This window comes from Citrobacter sp. wls613, assembly GCF_005281195.1.
GTDB classification, from domain to species: Bacteria; Pseudomonadota; Gammaproteobacteria; order Enterobacterales; family Enterobacteriaceae; genus Citrobacter; species Citrobacter gillenii.
In genome coordinates this window covers 17,973-33,490 of record NZ_SZXN01000009.1, presented here as the reverse complement: position 1 = coordinate 33,490, position 15,518 = coordinate 17,973, and the positions used below count along the sequence as shown (strand labels likewise).

Genomic DNA, 15,518 nt, shown 5'->3' with positions numbered 1-15,518 from the left:
CGCCGTGTCACTTTCGCTTTGGCAGCAGTGTCTTGCCCGATTGCAGGATGAGTTACCAGCCACAGAATTCAGTATGTGGATACGCCCGTTGCAGGCGGAACTGAGCGATAACACGCTGGCTTTGTATGCGCCAAACCGTTTTGTGCTCGATTGGGTAAGGGACAAATACCTTAATAATATTAATGGATTGCTGAATAACTTCTGCGGAGCAGATGCCCCACAGCTACGCTTTGAAGTCGGTACCAAACCCGTCACGCAAACGCTGAAGACGCCGGTTAATCACGTTGTCGCACCTGCGTATGTAGCGCAACAAGTTCAGCCGCAACGAGCTGCACCTGCAGCACGTTCGGGTTGGGATAACGTCCCGGCCCCGGCAGAACCAACCTATCGCTCTAACGTCAACGTCAAACACACGTTTGATAACTTCGTTGAAGGTAAATCTAACCAACTGGCGCGCGCGGCGGCTCGTCAGGTGGCGGACAATCCTGGCGGCGCCTACAATCCTCTATTCCTTTATGGCGGCACCGGTCTGGGTAAAACCCACCTGTTGCATGCTGTGGGTAACGGGATTATGGCGCGCAAGCCGAATGCAAAAGTGGTGTATATGCACTCCGAGCGTTTTGTACAGGACATGGTTAAAGCCCTACAAAACAATGCGATCGAAGAGTTTAAACGCTACTACCGTTCGGTTGATGCGTTGCTGATTGATGATATTCAATTCTTTGCTAATAAAGAACGATCCCAGGAAGAGTTTTTCCACACCTTCAATGCCCTGCTGGAAGGTAATCAGCAGATCATCCTGACGTCGGATCGCTATCCGAAGGAGATCAATGGCGTTGAAGATCGTCTGAAATCCCGCTTTGGCTGGGGACTGACCGTCGCGATCGAACCACCTGAACTGGAAACGCGCGTTGCGATCCTGATGAAAAAAGCTGACGAAAACGATATTCGTCTGCCAGGCGAGGTGGCGTTCTTTATTGCCAAGCGTTTACGCTCTAACGTGCGTGAACTGGAAGGCGCACTGAACCGCGTGATTGCTAACGCCAACTTTACTGGCCGGGCGATTACAATCGATTTTGTGCGTGAGGCGCTGCGCGACCTGCTGGCATTACAGGAAAAACTGGTCACCATCGACAATATTCAAAAGACGGTGGCTGAGTATTACAAAATCAAAATTGCGGATCTGCTTTCTAAGCGTCGATCTCGCTCGGTAGCGCGTCCGCGTCAGATGGCGATGGCGCTGGCAAAAGAGCTTACCAACCACAGTTTGCCGGAAATTGGCGACGCCTTTGGTGGGCGTGACCATACTACCGTGCTTCATGCCTGTCGCAAGATTGAACAGTTGCGTGAAGAAAGCCATGATATTAAAGAAGATTTCTCCAATTTAATCAGAACATTATCTTCGTGACGCTATGAAATTTACCGTTGAACGTGAACATTTATTAAAACCGCTTCAGCAGGTCAGCGGCCCGCTGGGTGGTCGTCCTACGCTGCCGATCCTCGGAAACCTGTTACTACAGGTTGCGGATGGAACGCTTTCTCTGACCGGTACCGATCTCGAGATGGAGATGGTGGCACGCGTTGCGCTGATCCAGCCGCATGAACCCGGTGCGACCACCGTCCCGGCGCGTAAATTCTTCGACATTTGTCGTGGTTTGCCGGAAGGTGCGGAAATTGCTGTCCAGTTGGAAGGTGACCGCATGCTGGTGCGTTCTGGCCGCAGCCGTTTCTCGCTGTCCACGCTGCCTGCCGCCGACTTCCCGAATCTGGATGACTGGCAGAGTGAAGTTGAATTCACGCTGCCGCAGGCGACGATGAAGCGTCTGATTGAAGCCACGCAGTTTTCGATGGCTCATCAGGATGTGCGCTATTACTTAAACGGCATGCTGTTTGAAACCGAAGGTGAAGAACTGCGTACCGTGGCGACCGACGGTCACCGCCTGGCGGTGTGCTCTATGCCGGTGGGTCAATCGCTGCCCAGTCATTCGGTGATCGTGCCGCGTAAAGGCGTGATTGAACTGATGCGTATGCTCGACGGCGGCGACAACCCGCTGCGCGTGCAGATTGGCAGCAACAACATCCGTGCGCATGTTGGCGATTTCATCTTTACCTCCAAGCTGGTAGATGGACGTTTCCCGGATTACCGTCGCGTACTGCCGAAGAATCCAGACAAACATCTGGAGGCGGGCTGCGATATCCTTAAGCAGGCGTTTGCCCGTGCGGCCATACTCTCCAATGAGAAATTCCGCGGTGTGCGTCTGTACGTCAGCGAAAACCAGCTCAAAATTACGGCCAACAACCCAGAGCAGGAAGAAGCGGAAGAGATCCTCGATGTCACCTATCCTGGGACTGAAATGGAAATCGGCTTCAATGTTAGCTATGTGCTGGACGTATTGAACGCGCTGAAGTGCGAAAACGTCCGTATTATGCTGACCGATTCCGTATCGAGCGTACAGATTGAAGATGCAGCGTCACAATCCGCAGCCTACGTCGTCATGCCTATGAGATTGTAGAATCTGCAAAGGGGCTGGTTTACTTGCCATTTCGCCTTCCAGCAGTGCTCGAAATGCTCACGTACTTCGTGTACGCTCCGCTTTCTGCGCGCTGGCGGTAGACGAACTGGCTGCGACACCCACGCCCCTTGAATGATGACGAGTTGATATGTCGCTATCCCGACTCCTGATTAAAGATTTCCGCAATATTGAAAATGCGGATCTCACTTTATCTCCCGGCTTTAACTTCCTGGTCGGCGCTAACGGCAGCGGTAAAACCAGCGTGCTGGAAGCTATTTATACGCTCGGTCACGGTCGGGCGTTTCGCAGTGTGCAGATTGGCCGCGTCATTCGCCACGAGCAGGAGTCGTTTGTACTCCACGGGCGTTTGCAGGGCGTCGAGCGTGAAACCTCGATTGGCCTGACCAAAGACAAGCTGGGTGACAGCAAAGTGCGCATTGACGGCACTGACGGTCATAAGGTTGCCGAACTGGCGCACCTGATGCCGATGCAGCTGATAACGCCTGAGGGGTTTACTTTACTCAATGGCGGCCCCAAATACAGAAGAGCATTCCTTGACTGGGGATGCTTTCACAATGAAGCCGGATTCTTTACCGCCTGGAGCAACCTTAAGCGATTGCTAAAGCAGCGCAATGCGGCGCTGCGCCAGGTGAGTCGTTATGAGCAACTGCGCCCGTGGGATCGAGAGTTGATCCCGCTGGCGGAACAAATCAGCACCTGGCGCGCGGAGTACAGCGCCGGTATCGCGCAGGATATGGCGGATACCTGCCAGCAGTTTCTTCCCGAGTTTTCACTCTCTTTCTCTTTCCAGCGTGGCTGGGAGAAAGAGACCGACTACGCTGAGGTGCTGGAACGCAGTTTTGAACGCGATCGCATGTTGACCTACACCGCGCACGGCCCGCACAAAGCGGATTTCCGCATACGTGCCGACGGTGCACCGGTGGAAGATACGTTGTCGCGTGGGCAGTTAAAACTGCTGATGTGCGCCTTACGTCTGGCGCAAGGGGAGTTCCTGACTCGCGAAAGCGGACGGCGCTGCCTGTACCTGATAGATGATTTTGCCTCTGAACTGGATGATGCGCGTCGCGGACTGCTAGCCAGCCGCTTAAAAGCCACGCAATCTCAAGTCTTTGTCAGCGCAATTAGCGCTGAACACGTTATGGACATGTCGGACAAAAATTCGAAGATGTTCACCGTGGAAAAGGGTAAAATAACGGATTAACCCAAGATAAAATGAGCGAGAAACGTTGATGTCGAATTCTTATGACTCCTCCAGTATCAAAGTCCTGAAAGGACTGGATGCGGTGCGTAAGCGCCCGGGTATGTATATCGGCGACACGGATGACGGCACCGGTCTACACCACATGGTATTCGAGGTGGTAGATAACGCTATCGACGAAGCGCTCGCGGGTCACTGTAAAGATATCGTGGTGACAATCCACGCTGACAACTCCGTGTCCGTTACCGATGATGGTCGTGGTATCCCAACCGGTATCCACCCGGAAGAGGGCGTTTCGGCGGCCGAAGTGATCATGACCGTCCTGCACGCAGGCGGTAAATTCGATGATAACTCCTATAAAGTCTCCGGCGGTCTGCACGGCGTAGGTGTTTCCGTGGTTAACGCCCTGTCGCAGAAACTGGAACTGGTGATTCGCCGCGAAGGTAAAGTGCATCAGCAAACTTACGTGCACGGCGTACCGCAGGCACCACTGGCCGTGACTGGCGAGACTGAAGCGACCGGTACCCAGGTGCGTTTCTGGCCAAGCCATGAAACCTTTACCAATGTCGTTGAGTTTGAATATGAGATTCTGGCGAAACGCCTGCGCGAGCTGTCATTCCTGAACTCCGGCGTATCCATCCGCCTGCGCGACAAGCGCGACGGCAAAGAAGATCATTTCCACTACGAAGGTGGCATCAAGGCGTTTGTTGAATACCTCAACAAAAACAAAACGCCGATCCACCCGAATATCTTCTACTTCTCCACCGAAAAAGACGGTATTGGCGTCGAAGTTGCGCTGCAGTGGAACGATGGTTTCCAGGAAAACATCTACTGCTTCACCAACAACATTCCGCAGCGTGATGGCGGTACTCACCTTGCAGGCTTCCGTGCGGCGATGACCCGTACCCTGAACGCCTACATGGACAAAGAAGGCTACAGCAAAAAAGCGAAAGTCAGCGCCACCGGTGACGATGCCCGTGAAGGCCTGATTGCTGTCGTTTCCGTGAAAGTACCGGATCCGAAATTCTCCTCCCAGACCAAAGACAAGCTGGTCTCCTCCGAGGTGAAAACCGCAGTAGAACAGCAGATGAACGAACTGCTGAGCGAATACCTGCTGGAAAACCCGTCAGACGCGAAAATCGTCGTCGGTAAAATTATTGATGCGGCACGTGCCCGTGAAGCAGCACGTCGTGCACGTGAAATGACCCGTCGTAAGGGTGCGCTGGACTTAGCTGGCCTGCCGGGCAAACTGGCGGACTGTCAGGAACGCGACCCGGCCCACTCTGAACTGTACCTGGTGGAAGGGGACTCAGCGGGCGGCTCTGCGAAGCAGGGGCGTAACCGTAAGAACCAGGCGATTCTGCCGCTGAAGGGTAAAATCCTTAACGTTGAGAAGGCGCGCTTCGACAAGATGCTCTCTTCTCAGGAAGTGGCAACGCTGATTACCGCGCTCGGCTGCGGCATCGGTCGCGACGAATACAACCCGGATAAACTGCGTTATCACAGCATCATCATCATGACCGATGCGGACGTCGACGGCTCGCACATTCGTACGTTGCTGTTGACCTTCTTCTATCGTCAGATGCCGGAAATCGTTGAACGCGGCCACGTCTACATTGCACAGCCACCGCTGTACAAAGTGAAGAAAGGCAAGCAGGAACAGTACATCAAAGACGATGAAGCGATGGATCAGTACCAGATCTCTATTGCTCTTGATGGCGCCACGCTGCACACCAATGCCCACGCTCCGGCGCTGGCGGGTGAAGCGCTGGAAAAACTGGTATCTGAATACAATGCCACGCAGAAAATGATTGGTCGTATGGAGCGCCGCTTCCCGCGCTCGTTGCTGAAAGAACTGGTTTATCAACCGACGCTGGCCGAAGCCGATTTGGCTGATGAAGAGAAAGTCACGGCCTGGGTTTCCCAGCTGGTGAACGTGCTGAATGAAAACGAAATGCACGGTAGCACCTGGAATAGCTTTGTACGTAAAGACGCCGAGCTGAACCTGTTTGAACCGGTTATCCGCGTGCGTACCCACGGGGTCGATACCGACTATCCTCTGGAGCATGAGTTTGTGACCGGAGGTGAATACCGTCGTCTCTGCACGCTGGGTGAGAAACTGCGTGGCCTGATTGAAGACGATGCGTTTATTGAACGTGGTGAGCGTCGTCAGCCGGTTACCAGCTTCGAGCAGGCGCTGGACTGGCTGGTGAAAGAGTCCCGCCGTGGTCTGTCTATTCAGCGTTATAAAGGCCTGGGCGAAATGAACCCGGATCAGCTGTGGGAAACCACCATGGATCCGGAAAGCCGTCGTATGCTGCGTGTAACGGTGAAAGACGCGATTGCTGCCGACCAGTTGTTCACTACGCTGATGGGCGACGCCGTTGAACCGCGTCGTGCGTTTATCGAAGAGAACGCCCTGAAAGCGGCAAATATCGATATCTAATGTGTAACTCAGGCCTGCTCCTGTAGGCCTGATAAGCGCAGCGTCATCAGGCAGTTCGTCAGTTTTTGCCGGATGGCGGCTTAGGCCTTATCCGGCCTACCATCGATTGTCAAAAGGGGGATCCCGGTTCCCCTTCCTATCCCCCTTTTCGTAGCTGTTTTTTGAGCGGAATCGCGTTAGCATGAGGACGGACTCATTTAATCCGGGGAACTCATGGCTATCAAACTTATTGCTATCGACATGGATGGCACACTTCTGCTGCCCGATCACACCATTTCACCTGCGGTCAAAAATACAATTGCTGCGGCGCGCGCGCGCGGGATAAACGTGGTGCTGACCACTGGCCGTCCGTATGCCGGCGTCCACAGCTACTTGAAAGAACTTCATATGGAACAACCCGGCGACTACTGCATTACCTACAACGGGGCGCTGGTGCAGAAAGCAGGGGATGGCAGCACCGTTGCCCAAACGGCGTTGAGCTATGACGATTATCGTTACCTGGAACAACTCTCCCGGGAAGTCGGTTCACACTTCCACGCCCTCGATCGCAACACGCTGTATACCGCTAACCGAGATATCAGCTACTACACGGTGCATGAATCGTTTATCGCGACCATTCCGCTGGTGTTCTGTGAAGCCGAGAAGATGGACCCGGCGACTCAGTTCCTGAAAGTGATGATGATTGATGAACCAGAAATCCTCGATAAAGCCATCTCACGCATTCCGGCAGAGGTGAAAGAGAAATATACAGTGCTGAAAAGTGCGCCGTACTTCCTCGAAATCCTGGATAAACGCGTCAATAAAGGCACCGGTGTGAAATCGCTGGCCGATGCGCTGGGCATTAAAGCCGAAGAGGTTATGGCGATTGGCGATCAGGAAAACGACATCGCGATGATCGAATATGCCGGTATGGGCGTAGCCATGGATAACGCAATTCCCTCGGTAAAAGAAATCGCCAACTTCGTCACCAAATCTAATCTTGAAGACGGCGTTGCGTATGCCATTGAGAAATTTGCGCTGAATTAGGTCCGCTATGGGCAAATGCCTTGCCGCATTTGCCCAACGTCTTTTTCATCCGTTGTCGTTTTTGATTCAGGGTATTCGGCCTGCGGAATATGCGCCACGCCGCTGCGCATTATCCATTTACGGGAAAATGCGGACGTTAGCGCCCGGCTCTTGAGGATTTTTCCATACAGCTTGATACGCAGCTTGCGGGTTGCTTTGCGATAGGCTTTATTTTTGTCTACCACGTCCTGCAACAGTACGGATTTAAGGATTTCCGCGCTGTCCAGCGCATAGCTAATACCTTCCAGTGAACTGGCGCTAATAAATCCGGCGGCTTCACCAATCAGAAAGGCGTTCTCCTCGCCGCAGACGAAATCCTTCCAGCGTGACGGGAACAGGACTGTACATTTTTCGCTTTTCACCGGTTTGCCAAACTGGAAATGGAACGCTTCCATCCTGGTTTTCAGCATGTCAAAACGTGCCTGACCGTCCTTCATTGGGTAAGCCCCCCCGAAGATAAAAAAGCCGTCTTTGCTGATACTCCAGGAATAACAGTCCGTAGCATCGTTATCAAAAATACACGAGTAGAACGGGACAGGGTGTTGTTCCGTAAACCACTGTTGGATAGCAACATATTTACGGATCTGGTGTTGTGGATAGAGATGACGGCGCACCAGCGAATTCGCCCCGTCGGCACCGATCAGATAGCGAGCCGTAATCTGCTGTTCCCAGCCGTCTGCACGGAATATCACATGCCATTTATCGCCCTCGCGCCAGACTTTACGACACAGGCTGTCATGGTAAACCTGCACATCGTCAGGGATGAGTGATTTCATCCATAAATCAAAAGCATGGCGATCGATATTGATATAACTACGCTGGTAGTTTCGGGTCAGAGAGGCGGCCACATCGACCGTTTTAACGCTGAATATCTGCGGATTGGCAATAACATCAACGGGGAGCGTGATCCCGTCGCGGATAAATGAACGTTGGGCGTCAGGAGCCAGTAGGCCTCCGCAGGGTTTGGTGAACCCTTCAGTCCCGCACTGGCGCTTTTTATCCAGAGCAATCACGCGCATTTTTCCGCTCAACTGCCGCGCCAGCGCCGCACCTGCCGGGCCTAAACCGATAATCGCCACGTCAAAATGTTCCATCTTTCTGCCCATAGTAAGTGAGATGAGCATACGCTAAAGCCTGAAAGTGAAGTCCTTGTGAAGTATGATTGCTGAAATTGTCTCGTATCAGGGCATCCCATGAAGCAAGTCACCTTTACGCCGCGTCATCACCAACTGACCAATATCAATACCTGGACCCCGGACAGCCAGTGGCTGGTTTTTGATGTGCGACCCTCCGGCGCATCGTTTACCGGCGAGACCATTGAACGCGTCAATATTCACACTGGCGAGGTGGAGGTGATTTATCGCGCGACGCAGCAGGCACACGTCGGCGTGGTGACCGTTCATCCGAAGTCTGAAAAATACGTGTTCATTCACGGGCCTGAAAATCCTGATGAAACATGGCATTACGACTTTCATCACCGTCGCGGAGTCATTGCCTGGCAGGGTGATGTGACGAATCTGGACGCGATGGATATTACTGTCCCGTATACCCCTGGCGCACTGCGCGGCGGCAGCCATGTACATGTTTTTAGCCCGAACGGCGAGTTTGTCAGCTTCACCTATAACGACCATGTGTTGCGTGAGCGTTCCCCGGCGCTGGATTTACGTAACGTTGGCGTGGCTTCGCCGTACGGTCCGGTGACGGTATCCGTTCAGCATCCGCGTGAGTACAGCGGAAGTCACTGGTGCGTACTGGTAAGCCAGACTACGCCTGCGCCACAGCCGGGTAGCGATCAGATTAACCGTGCCTATGAAGAGGGCTGGGTGGGGAACCACGCGCTGGCGTTTATCGGTGATACGTTGTCAGTCAATGGTGAGAAAGTACCTGAACTGTTTATTGTCGATTTACCGCAGGATGAAAGTGGCTGGAAGCAATCGGGCGATGCACCGCTTGAAGGCAGCGAATCAACAATGCCAGCCCCGCCGGCTGGCGTGGTTCAGCGCCGCCTGACGTTTACTCACGACCGCGCTTTCCCAGGGCTGGTGAATCAGCCGCGTCACTGGGTGCGCAGTCATCCCCTGGCATCAGAGATTGCGTTTTTGATGCGTGATGATCATGGCGTGGTGCAGCTCTGGTTGATTTCACCTCAGGGCGGTGCACCGCGCCAGTTAACTCACTGTTCGAGTGATATTCAGTCCGCCTTTAACTGGCATCCGTCGGGGCAATGGTTGGGATTCGTGCTGGAAAATAGAATTGCCTGCTGTGATGCACAGACGGGAGAGATTGATTTTTTAACGAAAAGTCACGAAGCCCCACCGTCTGCTGATGCGATCGTTTTCTCGCCTGATGGGCAGCAGGTTGCGTGGATGGAGAACGTCGAGGGTTTCCGCCAGCTATGGGTGACAGAAACCGGGCGTTAACTTAAGGGGCTGGCATTGTTGCCGGGGGGATCACGTCGTTAATGGCTTGCGTGCTCTCCTCGCTTCTTTCTACGCGCGATCTTACCGAGCTATCGGTACGGAAGAAATCCCACGGGAGCAGTAGCGTATCCAGCACGGCGGTAAATGGCATATCAAGAATCGCCAGTGACTTGGTTCCCCAGTTGGTATCGCTCTCGCTAATCATCGTGGCGCTGGCACGCGTACCAGGATACGTTCCCTCTTTGCCACCGGTGTGCGACATGACGCTGGAGCACCCGCTCACAACAACCATTCCGCTGCACATCATCAGTGTTAACAACATTTTTCTAATCATCATTTTTTCATCTGTTAAACATCGGTGTTTGCATGGTGAGTTATAGCGATCCGTTGCGAAAAATAACATCACCATTCTGTCGCACTGTGGTGGCTATCGCACTCTAACGATAACAACTGTTCCCCCAGTGTATGCAATAGACAACAAACTGCAAAAAAAGTCGGATGAATACGCTTGAAAAGTTTGTATCAAGACCCATTTTTAGGATGTAGGCAAATGAAGGGCACGCCTGATGGGTGTTCTGGCTACCTGACCTGTCCATGATGGAAGGTCTAACATTCTCGCTGATTTCAGGAGCTATTGATTATGCGTAACTTTGACTTATCCCCGTTATACCGTTCTGCAATTGGTTTTGATCGTCTGTTTAACCTGCTGGAAAGCAATCAGAGCCAGAGTAATGGCGGCTACCCTCCGTATAACGTCGAGCTGGTAGACGAAAACCATTACCGTATTGCGATTGCCGTTGCGGGCTTTGCTGAAAGCGAGCTGGAAATTACCGCCCAGGACAATTTGCTGGTGGTGAAAGGCGCTCATGCAGACGAGCAAAAAGAACGTACTTACCTGTATCAGGGTATTGCCGAGCGCAACTTTGAACGCAAGTTCCAGTTGGCGGAGAACATTCATGTTCGTGGCGCAAACCTGGTGAATGGTCTGCTGTATATCGAGCTTGAGCGCGTGATTCCGGAAGCGAACAAACCGCGCCGTATCGAAATCAACTAATTCAGTGGGCCGCGTCAGGCGGTCCTGCTAAGCAATCAGCTTGCCGTCAGGGAGCTGAAAGGTATTTACTCGCTTCTTAGAAGGAGAAATGAATATGCGTAACTACGATTTATCCCCGCTGCTGCGTCAATGGATCGGTTTTGACAAACTGGCCAATGCACTGCAAAACACCGGCGAAAGCCAGAGCTTCCCACCCTATAACATCGAAAAGAGCGACGATAACCACTATCGCATTACGCTTGCGTTAGCCGGTTTCCGTCAGGAAGATCTGGATATTCAGCTGGAAGGTACGCGTCTGACCGTGAAAGGTACGCCTGAGCAGCCGGAAAAAGAGACCAAGTGGCTGCATCAGGGGCTGGTGACACAATCCTTCAGCCTGAGCTTTACCCTGGCTGAAAATATGGAAGTCTCCGGCGCGAGCTTCACCAATGGTTTGCTGCACATCGATTTAATTCGCAACGAACCTGAAACGGTCCCACCGCAGCGGATCACCATCAGCGAACGTCCCGCATTAAATAGCTAATTAGCTCCTTGCCTTTGCCCCGCCAGAAATGACGGGGCTTTTTTGTGCTTTACCACCCATACATTGCGACTGTACTCTGCCAGAATCCATCTACTTAATGATGTTATTCACAGGGAACAGAAGAATGAGTGATATAGCATTGACGGTCAGCGTTCTGGCATTGGTGGCGGTTGTCGGGTTATGGATCGGCAACATTAAAGTCCGGGGTGTGGGTTTTGGCATCGGAGGCGTGCTGTTTGGCGGTATTATCGTCGGACATTTTGTCGATCAGGCAGGGATGACCCTGAGCGGCGACATGCTGCATTTTATTCAGGAATTCGGTCTGATACTCTTCGTGTACACCATCGGTATCCAGGTGGGTCCGGGATTCTTTGCTTCGCTGCGTGTTTCGGGCCTGCGCCTGAATTTGTTCGCCGTGCTGATTGTCATTATGGGGGGCCTGGTTACCGCTCTCCTGCATAAAATTTTTGCTATACCTCTTCCCGTGGTGCTGGGCATATTCTCCGGTGCCGTCACTAATACTCCGGCGCTGGGTGCTGGACAGCAAATCCTGCGCGATCTGGGTACGCCCATGGATGTCGTGGACCAGATGGGGATGAGCTACGCCATGGCTTATCCTTTTGGTATTTGCGGTATCTTGCTCACGATGTGGTTAATGCGCCTTATCTTCCGCGTTAACGTCGAGGCAGAAGCACAGCAGCACGAATCAACGCGGACCAACGGTCAGGCGCTGATTCAGACCATGAACATCCGCGTTGAAAACCCGAACCTGAATAATATGGCGATTCAGGACGTCCCCATTCTGAACAGCGATAAAATTATCTGCTCGCGTCTGAAGCGGGATGAGACACTGATGGTGCCGTCGCCGGGAACCATTATCCAGATGGGCGACCTGCTCCACCTGGTCGGGCAGCCCGATGACCTGCACAACGCGCTGGTAGTGATCGGTCAGGAAGTTGATACCTCGCTGTCGACGCGAGGCACGGATTTGCGCGTCGAGCGTGTAGTGGTGACCAACGAACAGGTGCTGGGTAAACGGATCCGCGATCTGCATTTCAAAGAACGCTATGACGTTGTTATCTCGCGTCTGAACCGCGCAGGTGTTGAGCTGGTCGCCAGCAGCGACGCCAGCCTGCAGTTTGGTGATATCCTCAATTTGGTGGGGCGGCCCTCGTCCATCGATGCCGTCGCTAATGTTGTCGGCAACGCGCAGCAAAAACTGCAGCAGGTACAGATGCTGCCAGTGTTTATCGGTATCGGACTTGGGGTTTTACTGGGTTCTATTCCGCTGTTTATTCCTGGCTTCCCGGTGGCGTTAAAGCTGGGCCTGGCTGGTGGGCCGCTGATTATGGCGCTGATACTTGGGCGTATTGGCAGCATCGGCAAGCTGTACTGGTTTATGCCGCCGAGCGCTAACCTGGCGTTGCGCGAACTGGGGATTGTGCTCTTTCTCGCGGTGGTTGGCCTGAAATCGGGTGGTGATTTTGTCGATACATTAACCCAGGGCGATGGCTTAATCTGGGTGGGTTCCGGTATTTTCATTACCGCCGTTCCGCTGATCACCGTTGGTTTGCTGGCGCGGCTGTTCACCAAAATGAACTACCTCACGCTGTGCGGAATGCTGGCCGGTTCGATGACTGACCCACCGGCATTGGCTTTTGCCAACAACCTGCACGCTACCAGCGGTGCGGCGGCGCTTTCCTATGCCACGGTCTACCCACTGGTGATGTTCCTGCGCATTATCACCCCCCAACTGCTGGCGGTGATCTTCTGGGGGATGGGTTAACACTGACTTATCCGGCCTGCCTGGTCTGTAGGCCGGATAAGACGCAATTCTCCATCCGGCACCATAAGGTGCGTCTCTCTTTTCTTTTGTCTCATCACATTACGTCCTCGTTCGTTTGAGAATCAGGTTCATACTCCTTAGCTGTTCCGGTATAACGACCAGACAACAACATTGAAGGAGCCATAATGAAAATTTCCCGCCTTGGAGAGGCGCCGGATTACCGCTTCTCGCTGGCAAATGAGCGTACGTTTTTGGCGTGGATCCGCACTGCGCTGGGGTTTCTGGCCGCTGGTGTGGGTCTTGATCAACTGGCACCGGATTTCGCCACGCCGGTCATTCGCGAACTGCTGGCGCTGCTGCTGTGCCTGTTTGCCGGCGGTCTGGCGATTTATGGCTACCTGCGCTGGTTGCGGAATGAAAAGGCCATGCGCCTGAAAGAGGACCTGCCATACACGCATAGCCTGTTGATAATCAGTCTGATTTTGATGATTGTTGCGGTCATTGTGATGGGCCTGGTGCTGTATGCCGGATAGCCGTAAATCGCGACGTATTGCCGATCCGGGGCTGCAACCTGAACGTACCTCGCTGGCCTGGTTTCGCACCCTGCTGGGTTACGGCGCGTTAATAGCACTGGCGCTGAAACATAACTGGCATCAGGCCGGCTTTCTGTTTTGGGTGTCAATTGGGGTACTGGCAATTGTGGCGATAATTCTTTGGCGCTATACCCGGAGCCGTAACCTGATGGACGTCACGCATAGTGATTTTTCTGAATCTCGCGCGGTGCGTGACAAATTTATGATCTCCCTCGCGGTGTTATCTCTCGCAATACTGTTTGCTGTAACACACGTTCGCCAACTTATCGTATATCTCGGGAATTTTGTATGACGGAGTGTGAGCACATGGATGTTAGTGAGGGAATGATTAAGGTGGTGGTAGATCGGCTGAAATGTAATCAACCTATTGATTTATATCGCAATATACAAAAATCAGGCGTTCGTTCGGTGCAGTTTGTTCCCTTGGTTGAACGCGATGAAAAAGGGTGTCTGACCGCGGGTTCCGTTACAGCGGAAGACTGGGGACATTTTTTAAATACGGTATTTGATATCTGGGTTCGTGAGGATATAACACGAATATCTATTCCACTTTTTGATGAAACGTTGAATCGGTGGTGTGGCCGAACGGGACAAACTAATCGACAGACGATTTCACAGATGAGCGCGCGCTGTCAGTCATGTTCCCTGTTGCAATTCTATCGTGGCGATTGCCCTGCATTTTGTGATGATAGCGGCAAGGGTGGACTGTGTGCAGGCTATCAAGCTTTCTTTGACCACACGGCTCCGCATATGCGCGTTATGCGCGACCTGCTGAAGCAGCATCGCTCACCGATGGAACTGATGGCGATGCTGCGTTAAGGTCAACGGCGTTTAGCGCCCTTTCGCCAGGTACTGTGCCATTTCGGCTTCCGGTACCATGCCACCGCCGGTGGCCCACACCAGGTGCGTGGCGTTATTAAGTTGCTCAGCACTGAAACCGTGCATTTGTTGATAGTCAGTTGACGCGCAAACGCGCTGCGGACCGGCCATCCCCGCCAGTGCCGACGGCTCAAGGCGAATCCCTTCCTCCTGCGCCAGCCAGCCCAGCATGTCGTACATGGTCTGGTCATCAAGGGTGTACAAGCCGTCGAGTAGACGCTCCATCGCACGCCCCACAAAACCAGAAGCCCGACCCACCGCCAGGCCATCGGCTGCGGTCAGATTATCAATGCCAATCTCCTGTACAGAGATGTCATCGTGCAGCCCGGTGTAAACCCCGAGCAGCATGCACGGTGAATGGGTCGGCTCCGCAAAGAAGCAGTGTACGTTATCGCCGAACGCCAACTTCAGGCCAAATGCCACGCCGCCAGGGCCGCCGCCGACGCCGCATGGCAGATAAACAAACAACGGATGGTCGGCATCTACCACGCGGCCCTGCTGCGTGAACTGCGCCTTCAAACGCTGCCCGGCAACCGCATAGCCTAAGAACAGCGTGCGGGAATTTTCGTCGTCGATAAAGAAGCAGTTCGGGTCAGACTCCGCCGCCTTGCGGCCCTGTTCAACCGCCACGCCGTAATCTTCTTCATACTCCACTACCGTCACGCCGTGGCTGCGCAGTTTGGCTTTTTTCCAGGCGCGGGCGTCAGCAGACATATGCACCGTCACCTTAAAGCCAATGCAGGCGCTCATGATACCGATCGACATCCCGAGGTTACCGGTCGAGCCTACCGCGATGCTGTACTGGCTGAAGAACTGCTTGAACTCAGGTGAAAGCAGCACGCTGTAATCATCATCGGTGGTCAGCAGACCGGCTTCCAGCGCCAGTTTTTCGGCGTGAGTCAGTACTTCATAAATACCGCCACGGGCTTTAATCGAGCCGGAAATCGGCAGGTGGCTGTCCTTCTTCAACAGAATTTCGCCACTGATATTCTGGCCAAACTCTTTTTCCAGCCGTTTCTT

General features: G+C 53.3%; 15 protein-coding genes and 1 other annotated feature. Of the genes, 12 read left to right on the top strand and 3 right to left on the bottom strand.

The annotated features are described in order from the left end of the window. Positions 1-4: 4 nt before the first annotated feature. The 5 genes from dnaA (at position 5) to yidA (ending at position 7,204) form a co-directional block, all read left to right on the top strand. Positions 5-1,408 (top strand): chromosomal replication initiator protein DnaA, encoded by a 1,404-nt coding sequence (dnaA, locus tag FDX01_RS01555; protein WP_096758996.1) that lies wholly within the window; start codon positions 5-7, stop codon positions 1,406-1,408. A gap of 4 nt (positions 1,409-1,412) precedes the next feature. After that, positions 1,413-2,513 (top strand): DNA polymerase III subunit beta, encoded by a 1,101-nt coding sequence (gene dnaN / locus FDX01_RS01550; RefSeq protein ID WP_096758997.1) that lies wholly within the window; start codon positions 1,413-1,415, stop codon positions 2,511-2,513. A 148-nt stretch (positions 2,514-2,661) separates the two neighbouring features. Next, positions 2,662-3,735: a DNA replication/repair protein RecF gene (gene recF / locus FDX01_RS01545; protein ID WP_137399122.1), complete on the top strand. Its 1,074-nt coding sequence runs from the start codon at positions 2,662-2,664 to the stop codon at positions 3,733-3,735. Positions 3,736-3,763: 28 nt separating this feature from the next. After that, positions 3,764-6,178, top strand: a complete 2,415-nt coding sequence (gene gyrB, locus FDX01_RS01540; RefSeq protein ID WP_115257112.1) for a DNA topoisomerase (ATP-hydrolyzing) subunit B — start codon at positions 3,764-3,766, stop codon at positions 6,176-6,178. Between the two features lie 213 nt (positions 6,179-6,391). Then, complete coding sequence (gene yidA, locus FDX01_RS01535) at positions 6,392-7,204, top strand: sugar-phosphatase (protein ID WP_137399121.1); 813 nt, start codon at positions 6,392-6,394, stop codon at positions 7,202-7,204. A gap of 5 nt (positions 7,205-7,209) precedes the next feature. On the opposite strand, the gene cbrA is transcribed toward yidA, so the two are convergent. Further along, complete coding sequence (cbrA, locus tag FDX01_RS01530; RefSeq protein ID WP_115257114.1) at positions 7,210-8,337, bottom strand: colicin M resistance lipid reductase CbrA; 1,128 nt, start codon at positions 8,335-8,337, stop codon at positions 7,210-7,212. 99 nt (positions 8,338-8,436) lie between these two features. On the opposite strand from cbrA, the gene FDX01_RS01525 reads away from it, so the two are divergent. Then, positions 8,437-9,663 carry a DUF3748 domain-containing protein gene (locus FDX01_RS01525; protein ID WP_137399120.1) on the top strand — a complete coding sequence of 409 codons (1,227 nt, stop codon included), beginning with the start codon at positions 8,437-8,439 and terminating at the stop codon, positions 9,661-9,663. 1 nt (position 9,664) lies between these two features. On the opposite strand, the gene FDX01_RS01520 is transcribed toward FDX01_RS01525, so the two are convergent. Further along, on the bottom strand, positions 9,665-9,997 hold the full coding sequence (locus FDX01_RS01520) for a YceK/YidQ family lipoprotein (RefSeq protein ID WP_096759493.1): 333 nt from the start codon (positions 9,995-9,997) through the stop codon (positions 9,665-9,667). 240 nt (positions 9,998-10,237) lie between these two features. Then, positions 10,238-10,310, top strand: a sequence feature (ROSE (Repression Of Heat Shock gene Expression) occurs in the 5'-region of heat shock genes and acts as an RNA thermometer to modulate expression.). Here FDX01_RS01520 and ibpA point away from each other — a divergent pair. From ibpA to FDX01_RS01490, 6 genes are all read left to right on the top strand, one after another. Then, positions 10,304-10,717 (top strand): small heat shock chaperone IbpA, encoded by a 414-nt coding sequence (ibpA, locus tag FDX01_RS01515; protein ID WP_045448945.1) that lies wholly within the window; start codon positions 10,304-10,306, stop codon positions 10,715-10,717. It overlaps the preceding feature by 7 nt. Positions 10,718-10,811: 94 nt before the next feature. Continuing rightward, entirely contained in the window at positions 10,812-11,240 is a 429-nt protein-coding gene (gene ibpB / locus FDX01_RS01510; protein WP_096759003.1) for a small heat shock chaperone IbpB, read from the top strand. Between the two features lie 124 nt (positions 11,241-11,364). Then, positions 11,365-13,026 carry a putative transporter gene (locus FDX01_RS01505; RefSeq protein ID WP_137399119.1) on the top strand — a complete coding sequence of 554 codons (1,662 nt, stop codon included), beginning with the start codon at positions 11,365-11,367 and terminating at the stop codon, positions 13,024-13,026. A gap of 185 nt (positions 13,027-13,211) precedes the next feature. Next, entirely contained in the window at positions 13,212-13,559 is a 348-nt protein-coding gene (locus tag FDX01_RS01500; protein WP_096759005.1) for a DUF202 domain-containing protein, read from the top strand. After that, positions 13,549-13,911: a DUF202 domain-containing protein gene (locus FDX01_RS01495; RefSeq protein ID WP_115257118.1), complete on the top strand. Its 363-nt coding sequence runs from the start codon at positions 13,549-13,551 to the stop codon at positions 13,909-13,911. Before FDX01_RS01500 ends, FDX01_RS01495 begins: the two co-directional genes overlap by 11 nt. Beyond that, entirely contained in the window at positions 13,908-14,438 is a 531-nt protein-coding gene (locus tag FDX01_RS01490; RefSeq protein WP_096759007.1) for a radical SAM protein, read from the top strand. Before FDX01_RS01495 ends, FDX01_RS01490 begins: the two co-directional genes overlap by 4 nt. 12 nt (positions 14,439-14,450) lie before the next feature. Here the strand turns inward: FDX01_RS01490 and dsdA are convergent. Beyond that, positions 14,451-15,518: D-serine ammonia-lyase (dsdA, locus tag FDX01_RS01485; RefSeq protein WP_249360836.1), on the bottom strand; the 1,068-nt coding region annotated here is incomplete at its 5' end.